The sequence below is a fragment of the Bradyrhizobium sp. ERR14 genome, assembly GCF_014198235.1.
Lineage (GTDB): Bacteria > Pseudomonadota > Alphaproteobacteria > Rhizobiales > Xanthobacteraceae > Bradyrhizobium.
The window spans coordinates 873,464-895,341 of sequence record NZ_JACIHD010000001.1; the positions used below are offsets into that span (position 1 = coordinate 873,464).

Sequence of the window (21,878 nt, forward strand, 5' to 3'; positions counted from 1 at the left end):
TGAAGCCGTCCTCCATCGTAATTGAAGAATGTGCAATCTTTACAGCATCACCACCAACCAAGCCGCGATCAGCTCGCTGTTCCGCGTCGTCAATCAATACGTGGGCAATCTGGCGCCGATGTCAGGCGTCTTTCCTGACTACAACGCTCCGATCGTCCGGACAGGTGCCGGCGGTCGCGAGCTTGCGCTTGCTCGCTGGGGCATGCCGTCGTCCTCTAAAGCGCTCATGGACGCCACCAAGAAGAGAGCTGAGAAGCTGCAAGCCAAGGGCAAGGCGGTGGACTTCAAAGAACTGCTCCGGATGGAGCCAGATACCGGCACCACCAACATCCGCAATGTGAACTCCAAGCATTGGACACGTTGGCTCGGCGTCGAGAACCGCTGCGTGGTGCCATTCAATTCGTTCAGTGAGTTCAACAAAGCCGAAGGCGGAGACATCTGGTTCGCGCTAGACGAGACCCGGCCCCTCCTATGCTTTGCCGGCATTTGGACCAATTGGACGTCCGTGCGGAAGGTCAAGGAGGGCGAGACCACCAACGACCTCTACGCATTCCTGACGACGGAGCCCAATGCCGAAGTCGGCGCCGTCCATCCGAAGGCTATGCCCGTGATCCTGACGACCGCTGATGAGGTGGAGATCTGGATGAACGCGCCTGCTGATGAGGCGCTAAAGCTACAACGGCCGCTTCCTGACGGCGCACTGCGCATTGTTGCCCGCGGCGTGAAGGAGGATCCTGCACCGGCGAAGTAGCTTCGTTGGGGATGGATGGGGCGTGCAATTGAGCGAACAGGCCCGCCGGCGTGACCGGCGGGCCTCTGTGGCCGTGCCGCGCCGATCGTGCGGACTGTCGCGGCGCAGCCGCGGGCGCGGGTGCGGAACCTTCTCGCTCAGGAGGCAGCCACCGGTCGCGCCTCCCGGCTATCATCGCAAAAAAACACGCCACATCCGTCCTTGTCGTTCCCTGAGTTCTGAACATACTTCCGCCTCCTCGACTGCGTTAAAAACGCCAGTTCAGTTCTGGGTGAGCTGGTAAAAAAGACGACTTGATACGTGCAGCTCCATGCTCACCTTTGGGATTCGCAGGCTCAAAAACCGTCTTGTTGAATGTTAGCTCGCCGTAGCGCAGATGCGGATCGCTCTCAGGCGGGTGCCATTGCTTTTGATGTGGAGCGCCAAATGGATTCCAAGCTGAGCGACAAGCTCGCGGAAGAGCAGATCACGAAAAGCTTGGAGGAGCAGTTATTTAAACTGGTCAACCCAGCGCGCGAAGAGGAAGTCGGTCCTCTGGCCCCGCCGATCAGGAGGAAGACGTCTCGCGCCACGCCAGCAACGATTCATCGCTCGGCGGGTTGGCGCTACGTGGTTTTCGGTTCTCTATTGATAGCATCCATAGGTGTCGCTGCCTGGCGGTGGTCACCCTCCGTTGATAAGGCGATGGTGCCCCCCTCAGACCGGGCACCTTTGACACAGGCCGCGCCGACTGCAATTGCCCTGTCTTCCGAACTTGCGCGGCAGCTCCAACCGCTTGCGCGCGATTTCGCTGCCTTGAGGCAAACGGTCGAACAGCTCGAGGTGAGACAAGAACAATTGGTGCGCGATAATGAGAATCTTGTGAGCCAAATCAAGGCGAGCCGGGAAGAAATGGCGCGTAACAACACTACCGTCGACCAGATCAAGGCGACCCAGATTCAGATGGCGCGCGACAGCCAAACGCTCACCGAGCGGCTCAACGCAAGCCAGGAACAACTCGCCCACGTCATCGCCAACGCCGCAGAGCCAAATGTGATGCATGAAGAGCCAAAAATGAGCCCCGAAGAGCCAAAGGCGACGTCCAAAATACCACTGCCGCGGACGCGGCAGTCGGCCAATGTCGCCCAGACGCAAAAGCCGGCGCCAACCCCCGCGCTGCCGCCAGTCAAGAAACCGCAAACATCATCGGCGTGGCCCTGGTCGACGCGCTAGAGCGATCGGAACCGATCAACCGGGCCCGGCGAGTGCCCGATGACCCCTCTGGTCATTGCTAGGCTTGGTGCAACTGGGATTTCAGCGCTCAGTTGGAGAATAAAAACTGCCGGGACATTCATTTCGAGCCTGGCAGCGTTCCACTTCGAGACGCGCGGGACAGTTGCCAGCGTAAACTAAATGAACGGCCTCAGCTCGGCGGGAGCTGAGGCCGTTGGGGATTGCTCCGGTTTCAGGGGGGCTCTTGGGACACCGGAGCAGAGAAGCAATCCTTCAAGTTGCCACTTGTTCCCGACTCGTAAACGCTGCGCGAAATCTTATCTTCGGCCGATGCGTATGGCGTACGAGCTCTGCCTGGCTACCGCCAGCAAGTAGGTCCCGAACGGGCCGGACTGGATTCATGAGGTGAAGCACGACGGCTACCGGATGATAGTTATCCGGGAGAACGAACGCGTGCGCCTCCTCTCCCGAAACGGCACCGACTGGACGATGCGTTATCCCTGGATTGCTGAGGCGGCGCTGAAGAACCGCCAGAAGCAATTCGTAATAGGATGCAGCGGGTTCATATTGTTCGGGTGATCACAGATAGTGGCGAGCGCCAGCTGTGGCTTGCGGCAACCGCTCGGGACAACGCAATCGACGAGGTGCTCGATGCCGTCCCTGAGGGGTGGACGGCTAGCCTTGTTCAGCAGGAGCTGGGGGCCGATGTCGCCGCAGCCCTGAACATGCAGCCGGGGGAAGTCCGGCGACATAAGGTGTCATAGGTTCATCGGTTGCGACCCCAGGTTGTTCGCATGCACTACAAGTAGACTGGTCGGCTGGAACGTGCGCCTGCGTGTCAGCATTACTGACACATGCCGCGCTATTTCTTCCATGTGACCCACGAGCGCTACGAACCTGACCTTGAGGGCGAGGAGCTGCCCGACAAGCACGCCGCTTGGCATGAAGCCACGGTGACGGCTGGGCAGATACTCCAAAGCCTCGATGGGAAGCTAACGCCGGACCTTGGATGGCGGATGGAGGTAGTGGACGAGTTCCAGAACACCCTCTACGTCCTCCACATCCACGCCGAGAAGCCGAAGTAAGACCGCTTCAGCGGGCGGCCTCCCGGCCCCGCTCGGAGTATTTTGGCACAAAGGAACGACTCTTCGGCCAGCAGGATTGGGAGTTCGGTCTGTGGCGCGATCTAGACGCGCCATCCACCCGGGACGGTCCGTCGTCAGACGCGCGTTTGGCGATGGGCCGGTTCTCGCATTCGGCGCAGTCTCTTCCCTTAGGAACTACCGGCAAGCCTCAGGCTTGGTGCTGTGCTCCGGCTCCATGCCCCCCGTGGGCCGGAGTAAGTCCAACGGCCCCAGTCGCCGCCAAATGGCTGGGGCCGTTTTTTTGCGGCTGTCGCGTTCGATGGCCTATGATTGCGGGCGGTGGGGTGCATCGATCAAAGTCGGGCCTGACGTCAGCGTCCCGGCTACCGCAGTTCAGGCAGACGAAGCGGGGCTCAACATCGTATACCCGCTCGGCGGCAGCTTCGCCATTTGATGGTTGCGCGTGCTCGCCTATCCAACTGTTGCCATCGCCTTGAGCCCGTAGATCGCCGACGCCGTGCCGCCTCCGATGGCCCGCAAGCCGAACGAAACATAATGGTATCCGTCCGTTCCCGCTTTTTGATTGATCATACCGGATGCAGGAATTCGATATGTGGCCGCCGTTGGGTTTACGTCCCAATTGTCTCCGACCACGCCATCGAGAAGGATCGCAAACCCGCATGCGCCTGTGCTCGTGTAGTTCGTCAGCGTCCCGGTGATCTTCGCGTCGACGACCTCATTTGCCCACGCAACAAATTCCGCTTTGGAGACGGTCTTTTCAGTGTAGCTGCTCGTTCCTGTGTCGGTCGATACTCCATCCGCTGCACCAGTCACGTCGCGGCTCTCGCGGTTGAACCATGATGCAACAAATCGCTGCGCGGCTGTGTCGGCCCAAGCCGGCCCCGTAACGACCCTGGCCATGCCGACAAGCGAGCGCGTGTTGTCGCCGGTCTTGATCTCCGTGCCTTCGTTGCCGCTTGTCGTCGATGTCGCGTGAGCCGTTGTCGAAGCTTCGATCGCGTTGACGACGCCGCCAGATTTGGTCGCATAAATGAAATAGGTGGTGCCCGGGGTGAGACCGGTCGGCGCCAGCGACACGCCTCCGTTCGGGATCGTGCACACCTGGCCGTTGACGCGGGTTACGTTGCCGTTGAGCGGTTGCAGGACAAGATTTGAGCCAGATTTGACCAGCTTGCATTGTCCTGTCGCGCCCGCCCCCGCTGGTCCGGTCGCGCCAGTCGCACCATTCGAGCCATCCACGCCGGCCGCACCTGCATCGCCCTTGCTCGCGAGCAGTTGCCAATAGGTCGTGTTCGGCGCGGGATGCCCCGCACTCGGTGTTTCATTGATGTAGATGTAGGACGATCCCGACGTCGTCTGCACATCGCCATAGGCATATACAGTCGCGTTATCGTAATCGCCGGTAAAGTTAAAGCCGCGGTAGATGCCCAAATAAGTCCAGACGCCGCCGGTCTTTACCCAGACCTTACCGGTGGTTGGCTGAATTGCGGTCTGATCTTCCTCGCCGAGCGATGGATCCGGCACAGTCTCGTCGTCGCCGACAACGACAGGGATTCTGTTCGAGCTAAGATCCGCGACCAGTTCATTAACCGATTGCATCGCCTGCGCGCCGGCAAAGCGCTGCGGCGAAACCTTCCAAATCGAATAGGCGACGCCACTCTGGTTGCCGCCACCCCACGGCGGAATGACTAGATGCGTCGCGTCGGTCACATCCGAGATGACTGATTGAAAATTGCCGATCTGGAAAATATCGCCGGGCTTGACGTTGGTGCCCGACCAGATCGCCCCGGAGCCGGTGACGGTTGTTCCGCCCGCAGAAACGGAGGCGGTGCCGGTGGTGTAGCTGGCAAGTGCGGTCATCGGGATTGCTTCCTTGCTTCGACGATTGCGTTTGCTTCCGCGATCGGGAGCCATTTTCCATCCAGCTTGCGCCAAGCTTTGTCCTTGGAGGGCTGCCAAGCGAGCCAACCGCGCGCGTCGTGGTGTGGCTCCGTGAGTTCGGGCGGCAGATTGTGGAGGTCTATTTTCATCTGGGGTCCTGTTGTTTGTGACATCCGGCCAACGCAGGCGCGTCCGCCTGGTCAACCGTTAGACCGGCTGATCAATCGTGGCGTCCCGCGACTGACGTCGATCGTCCGAACCACACGCACTCCCGGCATCTCACCGAGCGCACTCGGGCGCGGAGCACCGTCCGGTGGGCACGGAGCCGACCGGCTGGCGATCTCTTCAAATTCGTGCATCCGCACAAGGCGAGCAGATCGTCACTGCTTATCGTTCCGAGCTTTCTCTGGTGTCATTTGAAACCCCGCAATTCAGCCCAAGTGGCAAAGCCTGGATGGTCATCGAACCATCGCGCAAGGTGCCTGCGCTTTTGTTCGCCGATGAACCGTGCCGCGGTGTCACTCCATTCTTTGTGCAAACAAAAACGGTAAGCCCAAGCACTATCGAGCTGGGCGATTGCACCCATTTCCAAATGTTCGACCGCGGCAGTCACGTAGGAAGCCAACGCTCCCAAACACGTGGACGTTGCCTGCTTACCAAGAATGGCCGCCATCAGAGCGCTTTGCAGCAATCCATCGAATTGCGTCGCTCTTTCGTGCCAGTCACGAGCATGAAGAGCAGCGTCAATCCATTGCTCCATGAACGGCTGACGCTGGGTCTCGAGGGGCAGAAGCGGATAGAACTTCTGCTCAATATTTGCGAGCGGAAAGCTGATGCTCATACTTCCCGCCTTTTCTTGGCCGTGTGGAAGATCCGCACCGTGTCCGCGTAACGGGCGGCGCGGTCACGGGCCAATTCCTCGCGGAGCTGCGTCACCGTCTCTTGCGAGGCGCCTTCGCCGATGCTGATTTGCCGGTTGTCTTGCATGACCACGGCGGGACCGCTATTGCCGGCGGCGCGGTTCATGTGTCCAACCAAGCCGCCGTCCGCATAACCGCGCAGGCTGTCCAGATTGGCGACGCCAACGCGACGCACGGTGACGGCGTCCATCACATATTCGCCCTTGTGGACGATGCCGGCCGGCTGGAACTTGCCACCGTTACCGGTGTAACCGCCGCCCGCGAACATGGGGAACGACAGACCGCCCGTACCGGCGCCGAGATCACCCGCCGCGCTCATGACGCCCACGCTGCCGCTTCCGCCGCCGAACAGCGAACCGAGCCCGAAACCGCCCGACGAACCGCCGAACGCCGAGGCGAACAGCTTGTCGGCCGCCATCTGCATCAGCTTGTCGCTGATCTTACCGAGGGCGTTCAGACCTGCGGACTTGAACGCATCCCACATGGTTGCGCCGGCTCGGAGTTGCTGCCCGAACTCGACGAAGAACCCACGGTTGACGCTCATTCCCTCGACCATCAGGGAGTCGAGTTGCTTGCGGGCGTTGCCGGCATCGTTCAATGCTTGCTGGAACTGCGGCAGGAGCGACCCGGCGACCTTGGCTTGGTCGTTCAGGTCTTCTACGGTCTTGGCTGCGAGGGTTGCAGCTCGGCTAAATTGCTCAATGTTGCTCGGGTCGAACAACTTTCGGTCCGCCCAGTTCTGCAATGTGTCGGCTGCGGCTTTGTTCGCGTCTCGAAAGCTGAAAATACCGATGCTCGCCTGCTCTTGCACACGCGCCAACTCCGCTTGCGCGCGGACGGCGTTCAGGACCGCGTCGCGCATCTTGCCGACACCGACGCCGTTCTGAATAAAGGCGGCGTCAAGTTCGAGCGACTTCGATTTGACCTGATCTTCGACCGTTGCCAGGCTACCGAGCAATCCGATCGTCTGTTGAGCCTTGCCGATGTCGATCAGCCGCTCGGTGCCCGTCTTGGGCTCGGCGATCCCCGCGCGCTGGTTGAGGCCGCGCTGCATCTGGCCGGCGTTCAGCGGACGGTCAAACGAACCGAAGCGGTCGGCGAAGTTGGGATCGCTGGACAGCGCGCCGGCCGCCGTTTTGGCGAGATTGTAGGCGCCGGCCGTTAGCGGGTTGATCGATAGCGCCTTGTCGCCGATCGTCTTTAGCCAGTCCGGAACCTTGATGCTGGCGAGTGCGGCGGTGATATCGACGACGCCGGACTTGAAATAATTGACCATGTTGGTGGTCGCCTTATTCCAAGCGTCGTCGAATTCGCGGGCCTTGCGGATCAGGTTGAGTTCGGCCGATTCGTTGAACTTCACCGAGCCGTCGACCGCCGCCTGAATGCCCTTCGAGCCCTGTTCCATGAACCGGACCCACGCGGCATCGCTCGGCAAGCCTGCCTCGCGCAAAATCTTCTGTTTCTGCACGTCGCCGGTGGCGCGCGCGACGAGATCGGCGACGCTGCCGAGGTAGCCGGACAGATCCTTGGCGCTCTTGCCATTGGCGTTCATCAGCGAGTTCAACGAGCCGAAATTCCGCTGCGCCTGGTAAGCGCTATCGGCGAACTCGGTAATGCCCTTGGAGAACTCGTCGTTGCCGATGCCCTTGGCGGACGTCGCTTGCTGCAATCCGTGGATCTTGGTCAGCGAAAGGTCGGTCGAGCGGGACAGGTCATCGAGCGCCAGCGTGCTCTTGATGATGCTGTTCGCGGCGACGGCGAATCCAGTCGCGATAAGCGCAGCGCCACCACCAAGCAGGCGCATCGGCGTCAAAATGCCGGCAATGCTCGAACCGATTTGGCGCAGCGCGCCGCCGACGGTGCCGGTTTTGCTCGAACCGAAAATGTCCGCGATCTGCGCGCCTTGCTGCGCCAGGACCATGAACGGCGACTGGCCGGAGACGAGCGAAACGCCAACGTCCTGCATCTGGCGGGACAGGTTGATCATCTCGTGGCGGGCGAGACCAGTCGAGGCGGCGACCTTGTCGATTCCCTTCGCGGCCGTTTCTGCCGACCGGCTTATTGCCACGACATTCGCGCCGGTCGTCCTGGTCGCGGCCTGAAGCTTGTCGGCGCCGGCCGCTGCCGCGTTCGCCGATGCCTGAAACTTGTCGAGCGCGGTCGATGCAGCCGTTACGGGACTGCTATCGATCGCAAGACCAAGGCGGGCAATATCTGTGCTCATGCTGCCATCTCCATCGACGCCATGTCGAGCTTTCGTCCGATCTCGCACGAGACGTCGAAGATTTCTTCGAGAGCCGGCGCAGCCGGACCTTCCTTGAATTCGCGGAGCCGATCGAATGCCTGGTCGCGCATCTTGGCCAGTCCAGCTTCATCGGCACCGCTGCGGACGCCATTCAGCAAAGCCGCCCCGAAGTCGAGCACGATCGTTTTCAAATTGCTGGTTGTCATGTGTCGTGCTCGATAGATTGAGTGGGGGCTTGAGAGACGTTTCGCACCGACGATCTAGCGCTCGATTGCCCAAATGTCAGTCTGGCAGCGCGCTGTAAGCCGAAAGCCCGTTTGCATCGACGAAGGCAGCACGATCTTTTTCGGTTTTGAAATCCGATTTTCTGCTGATCGATTTCGGCACTGCGGCCGTCGGTAGCGCCAAATAGGCAGCAAGGCCGTGTTTCTTGACCCAGGCGGCTCGTGCCTTTTCGGAATTGAAATCGGATTTGCTGGCGACTTCTGAAGCGTCCTCGTTATTCACTTGTGGCATCCCACGTCCATTGAACATTGAGGGAAACTTCACGGTCGTCTCTCTCATCAGATCATCGATCGTGGCGAGCCCGCGCGGTCCTTTGCCGACCAGGGGCGTCCCGTCCTCGGCCAAGATCGAAACGACACGCTTTCCGTCCACAGTGTCGATCGCGAGTCGGCGCTGCAGACGTCCAATCAAAAGCTCATCGCCCTCGGGGGATACGTTCGCATTTCGTAGTGCTGCGCTGAGAATCAGTCTTCGCTCGTTTTCGAGGGTAAGCTTCAGTTCGTTTTCAACCGGGGATACGTGTGTCTCGACGTAGGTTTTCAGATCGGACAATTCGAGATGATAGCGCCCTGATTTCGCATCCTTGATATACAGTTCGCGAAACTCCGCTCTCACTGCTTCGAGGCTCGCTTCGGTGATATTTAGCGGCATGTCTTCGCGCTCTTCGAGTGATTGCAATTCTTACGAAATAAGGGGAACGAGTGTTGCGAGTTTGCTTAAGATGTTGACTGTCAACATCAAGCCGCGATGGGTCGACTGCGCTCGGCGATGCGCGCAGCGATATGTTGGTCGACTTCGTTCTCGACCCATGCGACTTTGAGATGAGAGACCCGAACTCGCTTCGGGAATTTTCCGGCCTTTTCCCAACGCCATAGCGTCACCATGCTGGCGTTGATGCCCTTCTCCGAAAGGCCGGCGTAGCCAATGAGCTTCTGCGACACGGCGTGCTCCTGAAATTCAATGAGCACACTCTGTTAGATTTCTAACTATATGTAACCGCAGCCATGATCTTGGGTCCTGACTGCGCTAGTTTAATCCTTCGGCCCGATCACACCGTCGAACATTCCGTCGTGTTTTGCGGGGCTCAATCCCCACCGAGACCGCGGCCGACGCAAATGCTGCCGCAAATCCTCCGGTTCCATTTCGAATTGCGCGGCAGCATTTGCAATCGCCATATCCTCTCCGAGCGACTCGCGCGTTTCGGAGACTTGCTTCATCGCTTCGAAGATTTTCAGATAGCGGGCGTCGAGATAAAAGCGGCGGCCCTCCAGTTCAAACGGCACATATTGCGGCCGCTTCTTGGTTTTGCGCGGTTTCTTGAATCCGTTTTCGAGTCCGCTTGCTAGCCAATTGCGAACATCATCATTATTGAGCGGCAGCTCGAAGCGGCGAAGGCATTCGGCTAGCGGGATGAAATCACCGCCACGCGCCCAATCGAGGGCATAGTGCCACTCGTGCCATGCGGCGATAGATTCATCATCGGATTCATCGTCCGGCGGACCCGGGAGAGGAACATTGCTCATCATGCTACTTCCGCCACTGCGCGCATCGGTACAACGTTGTCAACCGGCGGATTCAGGATCATGTCCAGCGTTGAAGCCAGCGCTTCGAACGCCTTCCGCATCTCATCCAAATATTCGTATCGGTCGTAAGTCTCGCGCACGCCGCCGATGACGTGGCCCATGCAACGCTCGGCGTGGTCGGCGTCGACCTTGGCGCGGCTCATGAGGCTGCGGCCGGTGCGGCGCAGATCATGAAGCTGCCACTGCTTCATGGGCGCCCTACCAGCCTCCTTGCGGATCTTGGAAACGATCGCGTCGAGTTCCTTCTTTGCCTTACTGAACCCGCTGAAGGCCTTCGCGCCGTCGAGTTGTCCGCCGCTGGTCGTGGTCGAGAACACGTACCAGGAATTACTCTTGCAGCCGGCGGGCTTCTCACCGATCAGTTCAAGGATAGCTGGCGTGATCGGGATGACGTGGTCGAGCTTATTTTTGTACCTCGATCCGGGGATCGTCCACAGATGGCCTTCGAGTTCGCTCGTGTGCATTCGCGCCGACTCGTTCCGGCGGGTCATGCATAGAAGCAGAGACTTCACATAGCGGGGGTAGCAGGCCGGCTGTTCGATCTGCTCCAGAGCCTTCCAAACGTCCCTGATCTCGTCATCCGCCAAGATACGCTTGCGCGCGCGCTCTTTGGGTTTCGTCTTGGCCATGCCGCGGACGATCGGCGATTTGAACTCGTCGTCCTGCACCATTTGCCAGTTGAAGGCCTTGCGGACGTGCGCCAGGACCCGGTCAGCCATGACCTTGCCGTCCCTCTTCCCCTTCGCCTTCCGACTCTCTGCCGCGATTTCTGCCGCGATCTCATTGAGCATGGTGGTGATATCGCTGCGCTTCAGGTCGTAGATCGACCTATCGCCAATCCGTGGCCTGACGTGGCTGGTGAAGGCGGCCTTGACCTGATCGCCGCTTCGAAGCCCCTCGACATGGTCCTTTTCGAAGGCGTCGAGCACCGCATTGACCGTCGTGGCGCCCTTTCGAAGCTGCGCTTTTCGCTGTTCCTCCTCAACTCGGGCCGGGTCCTTGCCCTCGCCGATCAGCTTCAGCCAGGCCCGAGCCTTATCTCGCGCGTCTGCAAGATCGATCTCGCCCACCTTCCCGATCTCGCGCCGGCTCGCGCTGGCCTCACCGGGATATCGAGTCCGGAGCACGAACGTTTTCGCGCCCTTCTCGGTCACACGCACCCCAAAACCCGGCACCACCGAATCCGCGAACCACAGCCGCCCTGCCGCGGGCGCCTTGAGCCGAGCGACCATCGTCGTGGTCAACTCTTTGCGGTGCTTCTTTGCAGGCATCAGGGCCACTCCGGGGCCACAAGAATCTGAAATAGCGCGCAGCCCTATGAAATCCATTGTTAGCGCATTTCGGCGCAAGTATCAACACTTTCAATAGGTTATGTAAGGAAATGAAACAGGATGAAATCCAAAGAAATCCGGAAAACTATAACTTTTAATCACGGGGTCCTGGGTTCGAGCCCCAGCGCGCTCACCAAAAGCCGGATCAATAGCTTGGCCAACAAGACCAGCCGAACCGAAAAACTCTGCGCGGGCCCCGTGTCGGCGAATCGATTGCGCGTGAACATGAAGAACATTCCTGCGGAGTTTGAGGACATACTCGCGACGGAACTGGTTGCGCGTTATCTCGATCGCGTGGGCGCAATCATCACGGGGTAGATCGTCATAGTGATCTTTGCACACCTACGGGGCGCTAGCTCGGGCGCATTCCGAAGCCCAAGTAATTGATAATCGACTCCGGCTTGCGGCGCGCTTCGATAGCGGCATGCCCGGCTCTGCTCGACGCCACACGCCCACGCACGCGGACGGCCGACCGGTGAAGATCACGTTCGGCAAGATGCGCGAGATGGCTTGCAGGGCGTTGTGTTCTACCGCCATTGCGGCCATCACGTAGCGTTGAGCGCCGATCGCTGGCCTGATGTTGTCCGCCTGTCTGATATCGAGCCGCGCTTTGTCTACGCTGCCTATGGCAACCGCTGAGCCGATGAGGCCCGGCAAGGCCGATGGCCCGCCTATCGCGGATGACGCGCAATCCCCGGCAAAGGATCGCTTCGCGTTGTCCAGGCTCCGCGATCATCCCACCACTGATCTGGTTAAGATTGTTCATTCTCTTGCAGGGGAAAATTTGCCTGTGTGCGCCTTGATGTGGCTCGCCGTCAGGAGGCCATGGAGGCGTATAGCGATGGGACAAACGACCCGAATTTTGAAGCGGGCAAATGTCCTGCCCGATCTCCTGAAAATGCTTCAGGAACTCGAGGAGCTCAGAGAAAGGGTTCGGCTCGCCGAGGCCGCGCGCGTGTTGCACTAGGCCCACGCGAAAAGTCCCCATCCCCTTTCGGGGGCGCTTTGGCGCGTCAGTCCCGCAAGCCCGAGGACGCGGTCTCCGAGCGAAGTGTCGTTCCATCTCGACATGCGCTGACGTCTAGCGGGTTCTAAAAATCGCACTTTTCTGTCGCTGGTCCGTACTTGCCGCTGTAGAAGCGCACCCGACCGAGGACTTTTGACCTGCCAATTGAGCTTGAGCAGGGCCCGAGAAGCTCCTCCCGCTGCGACCTCGTCGCGCGCGAACTTCGGAAGGTAGAGCGGCGTAAGGCTAAAAACGCAATCGACGTCTCCGGAATGAGGAATGTACAATTCGGTGACGGCCGGTCGCGATTTCGACGTCGACATGGTTCGCACTCGAGTTCATGCGCAATAGAGCTCTGGTAGCTCGTCGCCGCAAACGAGTGCCAGATTCCGATAAACCCCAGTAGTCGCCCCGAGATGAACTCCCCGCAGCATGCGCCTATTGTGCCCTACCCCTCCAGGCATTTTGGCGATGGTTTGCGTAGCGAAAGACAGCCCGCCCGTTCTGATCTGCTCCAAGTGCGGACGGCCGATGACGTTTTTGGCCACGCTTCCCGCCATCCTCAATCTGCCTGCAGTCCATGCTTTCCAGTGCCGCCCTTGTCTGCGCGTCGACACCATTCCGCTGGCATAGCACTCGGCGCGTAAGTCGGTTTGAGCTCTTGCAAAACCCATCGCTCGTTGCGATCAGCGCCGCTGCGATCCGCGATCGATTATCGGAGCGATCCTCAAAAGCCCGCGAAGTGACCGACCGACTTGCCTGCGATGGGTTTCGCAAGTGCTCAACGCGCTAATCTGAATCTCACGAAGCTCAAGCCGTGCAACGCGAAGATCGGTCCCGCCCCTAGAAGGCTGGAACGGCACCATCTCTGCCAAGTTATCCCGCTACCGGAGGTAACTGGAGGAGGTAGACATGCCGGTATTCATACTCTGGGCCGTCCCCACGGTGCTCGTCATCGGCGGCGTCGGCTACTATTTTCTTCGCGTAGTTCACTAGTTGGGTATTTCGGCCACGCTCGAATGCTGATGACGGTTGCCAAAATCTAGCCGGCATTGGCATTGCCGGTAGCCCGGCGTCGACGTCATTGCCCGACGCTGGGCGGCCGCGCCAGGCGCCTCTTTGGCCGATCGGATTTTGCCGACGATGATTTGGGTTTAGCAGTCCGGTGGATTGGTGCGGCCGGTTTGCGGTCGGCGCTACGCATCTTCTGCATTTGCTCGGCCGCGATCACGCGGGAGCGCAAATTTTCCAACTCGGAGAGCCCGGAAGCGAGCTCGTCGAAACGCTGTTTCAGCACAGCGGTGTGATCACCAATGCCCATTGTACGCCCCTTGGGCCACTCAAAGACCGACCGAGACAACCGGGAAAACTATGCGGTCGGAAATGCGGTGGCGAGGGGACAGTTCCCATTGAAAGTGCCGCGCATCGTCGCAGCGCGTCCGCTGCAAAATGGCTCAAGGCCCCCATATCGCGAACGCGGAGAAGATCAACTTCCCGGGATACGATCGATCGGTCGGGCTATCGCCAGTGACGGCCCCGGCGGTGGGGGCTTCTGGGGTGGGGAGGCCGGGGCCGCTGGAGGTGCTTGGACCTTTGGGGAAGGCCAAGCCACCGTAGACTAGGAAAAAGCGGCAATCACTTCTGTTCGCTTTCGTACATTGCCTGTACGTTCCATTTGCGGGGAACGGAGCAATGGCCCAATGAAGGATTATCTGGCTCAGATCGAGAAGCTCCGGAAAGATGCGGCCGAATGCGCCCTGATCCGCGATTTGGCAACCGATCCAGGCAAGCGCGAAGTGTTCGACCGGCTTGCAAGCCACCTCACGGTCCTGGCTGACCAAGTTGAAATGGCTATGCTTGAGCGGAAGACCGCGACTGCCCCGACTCGGCCCTAAAAAGGCGCGCCGCGAATCCCGCGGTCCACTTTTTGCGGACATCGTCCAACTGATTTGCTCGACTTGTCTTCAGCTTTCGGGGTCTGCAGCACGTAGGTGCGTTGTGAGCCTCCGGCCGGGCCCAAGTTCGGCAGCGTCCGGGGCAACGGACCGTCAATGCAATCGCCTCCGGAGCTTCCTGATCAGCTCCCGCAGATCGTCCGCATACGCTTCGAGGTTAGCCAAGGCCTCGTCCATGCGCCGCGTGTCGCGCGCGGGCTTTGGTCTCGGCGGGGCCGGTGGTTCGTCGTTCGGAGTCATGGCCGGGATGATTGCGAAGGGCTGACGGGGGCCCGTTGTTGACGTGGATCACGGAACGCTGTTCCCCGCGTTGTCAGCGTATCGGGATCGGCGGTGATCTGTGCGCGCCGCCCCGCCTCAAGCACGCGGGAGCGAAGACTTTCCAATTCGAATAATTGAGACGTGAGCTGTTCTAGGCGTTCACGCAGCAGCACAGCGGCGTCAACCGCTTGACCATGATGTTCTCGCCCGTCGTGCAAGCCCCCAACCAAGCTTCGAAGAAACTTGGATTGGCCCGTCGCTGGACCAATCGGGACAATGATGCAATCGGACTAGAATCTCCCGGCGCTGTTCCGGCACCAACATATGTTGCTTCAGCCAAAAGTTAATGAAGGCGAGGACGTGCGGCCGAAGTTTCGTTGGCGTAGCGGCAAGACACGCTTCTCGAATGTCCAACCACGATGGCGATCTCGTCAAAGCCAAAGTGGTCTCAGTCCCCCATTCGCGACCTTGCCCATGTAGCACGTAGAATGGGTTGAGCACTTTCGAATCCCATCGTTCGTTGCAAGCAGCGCCACCGCGACCGGTCTCCCGAACGGCACTCTTATCGCAAAGAAACCGCCCAATTTCCGATAGAGTCCAGTAGTCGCCCCGAGATGAACTCCACGCAACATCTGCCTATTGTGCCCTTCCCCTCCAGGCATTTTGACGATGATCTGCGTAGCGAAAGGCAGCCCGCCCGTTCTGATCTGCTCCAAGTGCAGACGGCCGATGACGTTTTTGGCCACGCTGCCTGCAATCTTCACGCTTCCCGCAGTACAGGCCTGCCAGTGCCGTCCCTGTCTGCGGGTGGATACACCATCCCACTGACTTGAGGCCGAAGTTGCTGATCGCGCTCCACGCCTGCCGGCGACAGTGCCTCCTACCGCTCCCTGCTAGTGCCTGGCATCTGCAGCCGCTCCGGGAGCCACTCTCAAAAACCCGCTGACAACCCGCCGGAAACGTGTAGGATTCACCAAAACCGGAGGAACGGCATGTTTGAAATCAACGGTTTCGACACGGCGGGCGTCGTCAGTCTCAAGCGGCTGTCACTCGCCGCCGCCCTCAAGAAAGCCAAAGAGCTTACAGAGGACGGGTGCTGGGACGTTCAGGTTGTTGATCCCGCCGGCCGGGTCTACACCTCGTTCGAGGAGCAGGCCGCCTAGCCGCCCCGCCCTTCCGGGCCATTCGAACCATCATCAGCGCCCGTTTCCGCGGCTATCCGCCTCGGCCGACGTTTGACGAGGCGTTGTTCAGCCAGCGCAGCGTTGCATCGTCGCTCCAGCCAGGGACGGCAAAGCGCGCCGCCGGAATTGCATTCGCGCGGGGCCGGTCCACCGCAGGATGGCGTGCGCGATGCACCGGCGCGGCATTTGCGGAGGCGCACAGCGCCAGCAACAGACCCATGGCAAGAAGAGAGCGCATCGCATCAACTCCAATCGAGCAATCGCCCGCTGTCATCTGATGCACCGATCGGCTCACCACAACCGATTGCGGTTTCACAAGCAGGAGAGAAGCGCGGGCACCTGCGCTGGTGCAGGCAGCTCGCAACTGCCGCGCACCATGCCATTGCCAGTCAACTCGTTTGGGAGCAGGCTCTCTCGAGGCGCTCAAGACGCCGCACAGGGAGCGAACCATGAAGGAACACGGCCTGGATGGCCGCCACCGTGACAAGGATGGCGCGATCAGCAAGAAGCACGGCAACACGCTGGTCGGCACGTTGCGCAAGATTTACGGAAGGGGTTTTGCGGCCGGCTATCCCGATACGACTGAGCTCAGCGAGGTCCTGCTGCAGCTGAACGAGACGTCGCTGAGCCAGTTGCGTCGCGATCACGACACCGGGCATCTGCAGCACAAGATCGACCACGTCGCGAAGTGACGGACTGTCAGACCTGACGGTCAATCCGGGCGACCTCGGTCAATCCCGAAGTTGCAGTCGTCAGCTTTCCGGAGCCGCCGTCGCAGCCGGCACAGTCAGCGGCGCGCCTCCGACCGAAACGGGACCGAGGGGCTTTGCTTCGCGAACCATCCGCTTGCGCATCGCGGCGGATAGTCCGTAGCGCGCATGCGCTCTTCGAATGGACGAGGTGACGTCCGACGTCATCGCATTTTGCAGCGTATCGATCTTCGCGATCAGCGTGGACAGCTGCGACGATATCTTCTTCACGTCGACCCGTTCGTCCGTGATGCTCTGTCGCAGCGACAGCAGCACCATTGAATCCTGCTGCAGCAAAACCGAGTTCTGGTCCGTTGCCTGATTGGTCTGTTGCAGCAATGCGGTGTGTTGCTGCTGGGCCGACTGAATGTCCTTCAAGGCCGCGACGACCGGATCAGGCTTTGGCACGGATGCTTCCAGGCGCGGAAGCAGTTCAGCCAGGCTGCCGACATTCAGCGACCGAAAATCGGACGGCGAGGTGTAGATGGCCGCCGCGCCGTTGATGGCCAAGGCACACACCGACAGGGCCAGGACCGATTTCCGGCTGGACTGCTTGATCGGAACCGGGGCTTCCTGGACCGCGGGTTCCTGCTCCGCTGCGGCGGCTGCAAGTGCTACTGCGTCGAGTTCTTGGGCGAAGCTTTGCATTTCGAAGGTCGTGGTCATTTGCATTGACCCCAGTGAGCGAGCAACAGGAAACCGCCCCTGGACCGCCCTCGCGACGACCCCTTGTACGCAGCACCCTTACACAACTGCCTAAAATTGTGAGCATTTTGGATTAATTCTACGTTAGCGGCCGACCACGCCGCCCCCGGCCGATTACGGGGAACGTGCGAAGACCAGAGGCGCTACGCTGACAGCTGCCGCAGGGTGGGCGAAGGCGTTCTTCAGCTGCAATGAACGAAGACGTGGGCACGGCGCTCTGCGCCTTTGCCCACCCTACGGCAGCCGTTCCTAGGTCAGCATCTGACCAAAGGCCTTTCCGAATTTGGCAGAATGCCTCTGTTTTGCCCGACGGAGCGAACGAGCCTAGCCGCGGATTCAAAACACCTTGTGCCAGCAGCACTTAGCTACTGTGCATGGGGTTGTTTTCGCATTTTTATGCGCTCTTCCCCTCATCCAGCACTCCGAACAGCTCCTCCATCCGCTCGCAGATTACAAACCTGGTCCTTTCGGGCTCGTACCGCGTTTGCGCGACACAGTCGTTCGCCGCTCGACCTGGGCCTTGGCATCCAGCACCTTGTCTCCAGCTCGTGCGGCTCGCTGGTCTGAAAGGCTCGAGCCTCTCCCTGCGAGAGCATCCGAGCCAACGCCGGTGTTTCCCTGAGCCTGTGTTGCCGGCCGTAATCTGTTTTGGGAGGACGCCGAACCAGTGGCCTTTTGATCCTCATTGCTCGTGCCGCTTCCAATCGCGCCGATCGGCAGGCCATTTTGAGCGTGACCAACCCCGGCATTTCTCGCAGCCTGAGTTGCCGCCCGCGACCTCGCGGGCGTGGCGGGCTGAACGTTCGGATTGGTCGGTTGGCTGTTGGTGCCCAGATCTCCGCCGGCGGCGGTGTCCTTCGTCCCCATCCCCGCGGGTGCGGAAGGACCTGCATTGCCCGCTCCCGTCCCCATTCCAGAAGGCGCCGAGCCGCCAGCGCTACCCGGCCCCGTTCCCATGCCCGCTCCTGCCGACCCGGCATTTGCGCCGCCTGCTTGCACCAGGGCCAACAGACACGAGCTTGCGACAATCGCGACAATGATCGGAGGAATGGCATGTGACATCGGACAATCTCCTTCGCCACGCCCCGATTAACTATAATGGTGGAACAGGGACTCCGCTACGAATTCGCAGTTGTTCGCGCTGACGAACGCGCGAGCCCTCACCCCTCGTCCAGCAGCTCGAACAGCTCCTCCACCCGCTCGAACGGCGCGTCCTGCATCTTGGCGTGATGGACCACGCGGTCGCCGTCGCGTTGCAGCGATCTTCCCTTCGACTTCCGCAGGCGTCCGGGCAGGAACGTTGCGGCCGCAGCTTCAGGGCCGACGTCGAGGCGGATGATGCCTCTGCGCTTGCATTCCAGCCTGAGCCTGGCTGCGGCGAAGAAGTCGCGCGCGACCTTCGGCAGCGGGCCGAAGCGGCGGGCAGTTTCCTCCTCGAGGTCTTCGAGGTCGTCCTCATCCGTGCATCTCGCGGCGCGCGCATAGAGCTCGAGCCGCACCGGCTCGGACTGCACATAGGTCTCGGGCAGCATGTCCGCGACCGGCAGGTTCAGGTCGGGCACCCACACCGCCTGCCCCTCGTCGAGCTTCTCCGAGGCCATCTTGAGGAGATGGCTGTAGAGCACCGGCCCGAACACCTGGACGTGGCCGGATTGCTGCTCCGAGAACAGGTCGCCGGCGCCTCGCAGATCGAGGTCGCGCTCGCTGATGGCAAAGCCCGCGCCGGGCCGGCTGAACTCTTCGAGCACAGCCAACCGCTTCTCGGATTGTCCGGACTGCGTCTCGGTCAACAGATGGGCGAAGGCGCGGATGCCGCCGCGGCCGACGCGCCCGCGCAGCTGATGCAGCTGGGCGAGGCCGAACTTTTCAGGCCAGCACACCACGATGGTGTTGGCGCGGGGAATGTCGAGGCCGCTCTCGACGATGTTGGTCGCGAGCAGGACGTCGGCCCTGCCCTCAACGAAACTCATCATGCGGTCGTCGATCTCGTCGGCCGCCAACCTGCCGTGCAGGCAGACAATGCTTAAGTCCGGCGCCACGGCCTGCACCCGCGCCAGCATGGGATCGAGATCCTGGATGCGCGGACAGATCAGGAAACTTTGGCCGTGGCGGCGCTGCTCGCGCAGCAGCGCGGAGGCGATCGCCGCATCCGACAGCGGCGCGATCCTGGTCGCGACCGGCAGCCGGTGCACCGGGGGCGAAGCGATCACGCTGAGGTCGCGGAAGCCAGCTAGGCCCGCGGCAAGCGTACGCGGGATCGGCGTCGCGCTCATCATCAGCACATGGACGTTCTTGGCGAGGCCGGACAGCTTGGCCTTCTCGGCCGCACCAAAATGCTGCTCCTCGTCGATGATGACGAGGCCGAGATCGTCGAACCTGACATCCTTGCCACCGAGCGCCTGCGTGCCGATCACGACCTTGATCCGGCCGCTGCGCAGTCCCTCCTTGGTCTCGCGCAGCTCCGCGCCCGAGGTCGCCCGCGACAGGTTTCCGACCTCGATGCCGAACGGCGCAAATCGCTTCTGGAACGTTGCGACATGCTGCCGAGCCAGCACCGTCGTCGGCACTGCGATCGCCACCTGCTTGCCGGACAGCACGACGGCGGCCGCCGCACGCAGCGCCACCTCGGTCTTGCCAAATCCGACGTCGCCGCAAATCACCCGGTCCATCGGGTGGCCGGAGGCAAGATCGTCCAGCACGTCGGCGACCGCCTTGGCCTGGTCGGTCGTCGTGAAGTAAGGAAAACGCGCGACGAACTTCTCATAGGCCGATCCCGGCGGAACCAGCTTTTCGCCGCGCCGCTTGCGGCGCTGGCTGATGTGCTTGGCGAGCGCCTTGCCGGCGACCTGGATTTCGCGCTCGGCCTCACCGCGGCGCGCCCACCACGTGCTGCCGTCCGCCTTGTCGAGCGAGAGCTTGCCGAGCTCGGCCGCGTAAGGCCACATCAGGGCCAGATCGGGCGGCGGCACCAGCACCGCATTGTCGCCGGCGAATTTCAGGCGGATCATCTCCCGCATTGCGCCGCCGCCGGTATTCACGGTCTGCAGGCCGTCGAGCACGCCAAGGCCGCGCTGGAGATGGACGACCACCGTGCCCTGCTCGGGCACGTCGGCATGATCGAAGGCCGCGCTCCAGGCGCGCGCCATCGGCTGCGGATGATGCGCCCGGCTGCCGAGCACGTCGGACGCCGTCACGACGACGAGAGGCTTCTTGCCCGGCATCACGAAGCCTGCATCGAGATCGGCCAGCAGCGCCGACTCGCCGCTCCGCCCGCGCGCCGCGTCGTCCCAATCTTCGCAGCGCTGCGCCTTGAGGCCGCTCATCCGCTCCATCACGCGCAGATCGTCCTCATGCGCTGCGGCGAGGATCAGTCGCGATCCGGCCCGGCGCGTCTCCTCGACGAAGGCACGCAGCGCCTTCCTGGAGGAAGTCAGTTTCGAAAACTCCGGGACCGTCTGGAAGGATGAAGCGCGCGGCAACACCTTCATGCCCCGGGAGAGCTGCTTCCAGTCCCGCCGTCCGAGATATTCGCGCTCACGCTCCGCACGAGGCGCGGCCTCCTCGATCGTGTCGAACCAACCGTCGGCATGCACCGGCACGCCCGCATCGGCGATCCATTTGGCGCGTCCGCAATAGTCGAACAGGCTCGCGCGCTTGCCGCGTTTGCCGGCAAGGCCAAGCCGCTCCGACATGGGATCGACGACAAGTTCCCTGGTCTCGAAGATGATCCTGTGCTCGTTCGGATCGAACGCCACGATCCGCCTGATCGCGCGATCCGAATGCTCGATCCGGAACGGCCCCAGCGCGCCGGCCGGAAATATCTCGAAGGTCTGGCCGTGGAACAGCGCCCCACCCGGATAATCCGGCTCGTCGTCGAGATCGTATCCGAGCGCTTCGAGGTGCGTCTCGAGATCCTGTTCGGAGAACGTGCCGCCCACCTTCAGGCTCACGCTCAGGCGCGACAGGCTCGCCGGCAGCGGCAGGCGCTCCATCACGGCTTCCGCCGTCGAGACGAGAAAGAGCGGCTTCTTGGCTTTCGCAAGGCGCCTCAGGACGGAGGCTCTGCGCCCTGCGAGCTCGTGCGACGGCTCGAGCTGATCGAACGGCAGAGTGTTCAATCGCGGAAATACCAGGACCTCACAGGAGGGGTCGAGCGCGTGAATGACACTGCCGAGCCGCTCCGCCCTGTTCTCGTTCTCGGCGAGAAAGACGATGCCGCTGCGTCCGGACTGCGTCCATTGGGCAAGCAGATGGAGCGCCAGCATGCCGAGCGGCGACGAGGACGAGATCGCAGCGCGCTGCGCCGCTTTGCTCTTCCTTGGCGACGTCTTGGTTGGCAGCGCCTTGCGTGGCGACGTCTTGCTCGGTGACGTCTTGTGCGGTGACGCCTTCTTCGGCGGCGTCTTGGCCACCCGCGCCTTTTTGGTAAGCCTCACTTGGATCCGTTTCTGGTCGTAAGCCGTCGTCAACTGAACGCCAGCCGCCCTCATTCCGATTCGGCGACTTCTCGCCTTGCATATGGGATTTGCCCGGTGAACGCACGCCGGGTGGCAACGTTCGGCGCGGCGCCGCGATCCCGACAATTTGGCTGTTGATCGAGCTCGGGCCGGAACTAGCGCGGCGCGAGATCTGCGTCTGTCGATGCGACACTTGGCGCGATTGTAAACATTCTGCGCCCGGAGAGAAACGAAAAACCCCAGCGCT

The 21,878-nt window shown here is 61.2% G+C and carries 20 protein-coding genes; 8 read left to right on the forward strand and 12 right to left on the reverse strand.

Translation table 11 applies throughout. The annotated features are described in order from the left end of the window. The first annotated feature begins 28 nt into the window (after nt 1-28). The 4 genes from GGD62_RS04330 (at nt 29) to GGD62_RS04345 (ending at nt 3,048) form a co-directional block, all read left to right on the forward strand. Nucleotides 29-751, forward strand: coding sequence for an SOS response-associated peptidase (locus GGD62_RS04330; protein ID WP_183707265.1), 723 nt, complete (start codon nt 29-31; stop codon nt 749-751). 426 nt (nt 752-1,177) lie between these two features. After that, nucleotides 1,178-1,963, forward strand: a complete 786-nt coding sequence (locus GGD62_RS04335) for a hypothetical protein (RefSeq protein ID WP_183707267.1) — start codon at nt 1,178-1,180, stop codon at nt 1,961-1,963. 396 nt (nt 1,964-2,359) lie between these two features. After that, a complete protein-coding gene (locus tag GGD62_RS04340; protein ID WP_312014248.1) occupies nt 2,360-2,542 on the forward strand; it encodes a hypothetical protein in 183 nt (60 codons plus the stop codon). Between the two features lie 275 nt (nt 2,543-2,817). Then, nucleotides 2,818-3,048 (forward strand): DUF6894 family protein, encoded by a 231-nt coding sequence (locus GGD62_RS04345; protein ID WP_183707269.1) that lies wholly within the window; start codon nt 2,818-2,820, stop codon nt 3,046-3,048. A gap of 471 nt (nt 3,049-3,519) precedes the next feature. Here GGD62_RS04345 and GGD62_RS04350 read toward each other — a convergent pair whose 3' ends face one another. The 8 genes from GGD62_RS04350 to GGD62_RS04385 all read right to left on the reverse strand — a co-directional run bounded on the left by GGD62_RS04350 (nt 3,520) and on the right by GGD62_RS04385 (nt 11,254). Next, complete coding sequence (locus GGD62_RS04350; RefSeq protein ID WP_183707270.1) at nt 3,520-4,929, reverse strand: hypothetical protein; 1,410 nt, start codon at nt 4,927-4,929, stop codon at nt 3,520-3,522. A gap of 433 nt (nt 4,930-5,362) precedes the next feature. After that, nucleotides 5,363-5,791, reverse strand: coding sequence for a hypothetical protein (locus tag GGD62_RS04355; RefSeq protein ID WP_183707272.1), 429 nt, complete (start codon nt 5,789-5,791; stop codon nt 5,363-5,365). Further along, complete coding sequence (locus GGD62_RS04360) at nt 5,788-8,094, reverse strand: phage tail length tape measure family protein (protein WP_183707274.1); 2,307 nt, start codon at nt 8,092-8,094, stop codon at nt 5,788-5,790. The genes GGD62_RS04355 and GGD62_RS04360 overlap by 4 nt, the downstream gene beginning before the upstream one ends. After that, the gene (locus GGD62_RS04365) at nt 8,091-8,321 is read right to left on the reverse strand and encodes a hypothetical protein (RefSeq protein ID WP_183707276.1); all 231 of its coding nucleotides are present in this window, start codon (nt 8,319-8,321) and stop codon (nt 8,091-8,093) included. The genes GGD62_RS04360 and GGD62_RS04365 overlap by 4 nt, the downstream gene beginning before the upstream one ends. Before the next feature lie 76 nt (nt 8,322-8,397). After that, nucleotides 8,398-9,051 (reverse strand): hypothetical protein, encoded by a 654-nt coding sequence (locus GGD62_RS04370; protein WP_183707278.1) that lies wholly within the window; start codon nt 9,049-9,051, stop codon nt 8,398-8,400. An 86-nt stretch (nt 9,052-9,137) separates the two neighbouring features. Continuing rightward, a complete protein-coding gene (locus GGD62_RS04375; RefSeq protein ID WP_183707280.1) occupies nt 9,138-9,341 on the reverse strand; it encodes an AlpA family transcriptional regulator in 204 nt (67 codons plus the stop codon). A gap of 90 nt (nt 9,342-9,431) precedes the next feature. Continuing rightward, nucleotides 9,432-9,926: a hypothetical protein gene (locus tag GGD62_RS04380; RefSeq protein WP_183707282.1), complete on the reverse strand. Its 495-nt coding sequence runs from the start codon at nt 9,924-9,926 to the stop codon at nt 9,432-9,434. Continuing rightward, entirely contained in the window at nt 9,923-11,254 is a 1,332-nt protein-coding gene (locus GGD62_RS04385) for a site-specific integrase (RefSeq protein ID WP_246799984.1), read from the reverse strand. Before GGD62_RS04385 ends, GGD62_RS04380 begins: the two co-directional genes overlap by 4 nt. A gap of 213 nt (nt 11,255-11,467) precedes the next feature. Between GGD62_RS04385 and GGD62_RS40565 the strand changes: the two genes are divergently transcribed. Next, nucleotides 11,468-11,632: a hypothetical protein gene (locus tag GGD62_RS40565; RefSeq protein WP_179736648.1), complete on the forward strand. Its 165-nt coding sequence runs from the start codon at nt 11,468-11,470 to the stop codon at nt 11,630-11,632. A gap of 1,769 nt (nt 11,633-13,401) precedes the next feature. Here GGD62_RS40565 and GGD62_RS04395 read toward each other — a convergent pair. Next, the gene (locus GGD62_RS04395; protein ID WP_157644262.1) at nt 13,402-13,641 is read right to left on the reverse strand and encodes a hypothetical protein; all 240 of its coding nucleotides are present in this window, start codon (nt 13,639-13,641) and stop codon (nt 13,402-13,404) included. A gap of 379 nt (nt 13,642-14,020) precedes the next feature. On the opposite strand from GGD62_RS04395, the gene GGD62_RS04400 reads away from it, so the two are divergent. After that, nucleotides 14,021-14,215 carry a hypothetical protein gene (locus GGD62_RS04400; RefSeq protein ID WP_018317951.1) on the forward strand — a complete coding sequence of 65 codons (195 nt, stop codon included), beginning with the start codon at nt 14,021-14,023 and terminating at the stop codon, nt 14,213-14,215. Nucleotides 14,216-15,528: 1,313 nt separating this feature from the next. Beyond that, the gene (locus GGD62_RS04405; protein ID WP_018317950.1) at nt 15,529-15,699 is read left to right on the forward strand and encodes a hypothetical protein; all 171 of its coding nucleotides are present in this window, start codon (nt 15,529-15,531) and stop codon (nt 15,697-15,699) included. A gap of 52 nt (nt 15,700-15,751) precedes the next feature. On the opposite strand, the gene GGD62_RS04410 is transcribed toward GGD62_RS04405, so the two are convergent. Further along, complete coding sequence (locus GGD62_RS04410) at nt 15,752-15,958, reverse strand: hypothetical protein (RefSeq protein ID WP_183707287.1); 207 nt, start codon at nt 15,956-15,958, stop codon at nt 15,752-15,754. A gap of 211 nt (nt 15,959-16,169) precedes the next feature. Between GGD62_RS04410 and GGD62_RS04415 the strand changes: the two genes are divergently transcribed. After that, a complete protein-coding gene (locus GGD62_RS04415; RefSeq protein ID WP_026201940.1) occupies nt 16,170-16,412 on the forward strand; it encodes a hypothetical protein in 243 nt (80 codons plus the stop codon). Nucleotides 16,413-16,472: 60 nt separating this feature from the next. Here GGD62_RS04415 and GGD62_RS04420 read toward each other — a convergent pair whose 3' ends face one another. Both GGD62_RS04420 and GGD62_RS04425 read right to left on the reverse strand, forming a co-directional pair. Then, nucleotides 16,473-17,141, reverse strand: coding sequence for a hypothetical protein (locus tag GGD62_RS04420; protein ID WP_018317947.1), 669 nt, complete (start codon nt 17,139-17,141; stop codon nt 16,473-16,475). Between the two features lie 1,193 nt (nt 17,142-18,334). Beyond that, nucleotides 18,335-21,664, reverse strand: coding sequence for a DEAD/DEAH box helicase (locus GGD62_RS04425; protein WP_409333931.1), 3,330 nt, complete (start codon nt 21,662-21,664; stop codon nt 18,335-18,337). Nucleotides 21,665-21,878: the final 214 nt, after the last annotated feature.

Excerpts from the sequence above, each read along its gene's own strand:
- GGD62_RS04330 (WP_183707265.1), top strand. The coding sequence starts at position 29 with ATGTGCAATCTTTACAGCATCACCACCAACCAAGCCGCGATCAGCTCG.
- GGD62_RS04335 (WP_183707267.1), top strand. The coding sequence starts at position 1,178 with ATGGATTCCAAGCTGAGCGACAAGCTCGCGGAAGAGCAGATCACGAAA.
- GGD62_RS04345 (WP_183707269.1), top strand. The coding sequence starts at position 2,818 with ATGCCGCGCTATTTCTTCCATGTGACCCACGAGCGCTACGAACCTGAC.
- GGD62_RS04350 (WP_183707270.1), bottom strand. The coding sequence starts at position 4,929 with ATGACCGCACTTGCCAGCTACACCACCGGCACCGCCTCCGTTTCTGCG.
- GGD62_RS04355 (WP_183707272.1), bottom strand. The coding sequence starts at position 5,791 with ATGAGCATCAGCTTTCCGCTCGCAAATATTGAGCAGAAGTTCTATCCG.
- GGD62_RS04360 (WP_183707274.1), bottom strand. The coding sequence starts at position 8,094 with ATGAGCACAGATATTGCCCGCCTTGGTCTTGCGATCGATAGCAGTCCC.
- GGD62_RS04365 (WP_183707276.1), bottom strand. The coding sequence starts at position 8,321 with ATGACAACCAGCAATTTGAAAACGATCGTGCTCGACTTCGGGGCGGCT.
- GGD62_RS04370 (WP_183707278.1), bottom strand. The coding sequence starts at position 9,051 with ATGCCGCTAAATATCACCGAAGCGAGCCTCGAAGCAGTGAGAGCGGAG.
- GGD62_RS04380 (WP_183707282.1), bottom strand. The coding sequence starts at position 9,926 with ATGATGAGCAATGTTCCTCTCCCGGGTCCGCCGGACGATGAATCCGAT.
- GGD62_RS04385 (WP_246799984.1), bottom strand. The coding sequence starts at position 11,254 with ATGCCTGCAAAGAAGCACCGCAAAGAGTTGACCACGACGATGGTCGCT.
- GGD62_RS04395 (WP_157644262.1), bottom strand. The coding sequence starts at position 13,641 with ATGGGCATTGGTGATCACACCGCTGTGCTGAAACAGCGTTTCGACGAG.
- GGD62_RS04400 (WP_018317951.1), top strand. The coding sequence starts at position 14,021 with ATGAAGGATTATCTGGCTCAGATCGAGAAGCTCCGGAAAGATGCGGCC.
- GGD62_RS04405 (WP_018317950.1), top strand. The coding sequence starts at position 15,529 with ATGTTTGAAATCAACGGTTTCGACACGGCGGGCGTCGTCAGTCTCAAG.
- GGD62_RS04410 (WP_183707287.1), bottom strand. The coding sequence starts at position 15,958 with ATGCGCTCTCTTCTTGCCATGGGTCTGTTGCTGGCGCTGTGCGCCTCC.
- GGD62_RS04415 (WP_026201940.1), top strand. The coding sequence starts at position 16,170 with ATGAAGGAACACGGCCTGGATGGCCGCCACCGTGACAAGGATGGCGCG.
- GGD62_RS04420 (WP_018317947.1), bottom strand. The coding sequence starts at position 17,141 with ATGCAAATGACCACGACCTTCGAAATGCAAAGCTTCGCCCAAGAACTC.
- GGD62_RS04425 (WP_409333931.1), bottom strand. The coding sequence starts at position 21,664 with ATGAGGGCGGCTGGCGTTCAGTTGACGACGGCTTACGACCAGAAACGG.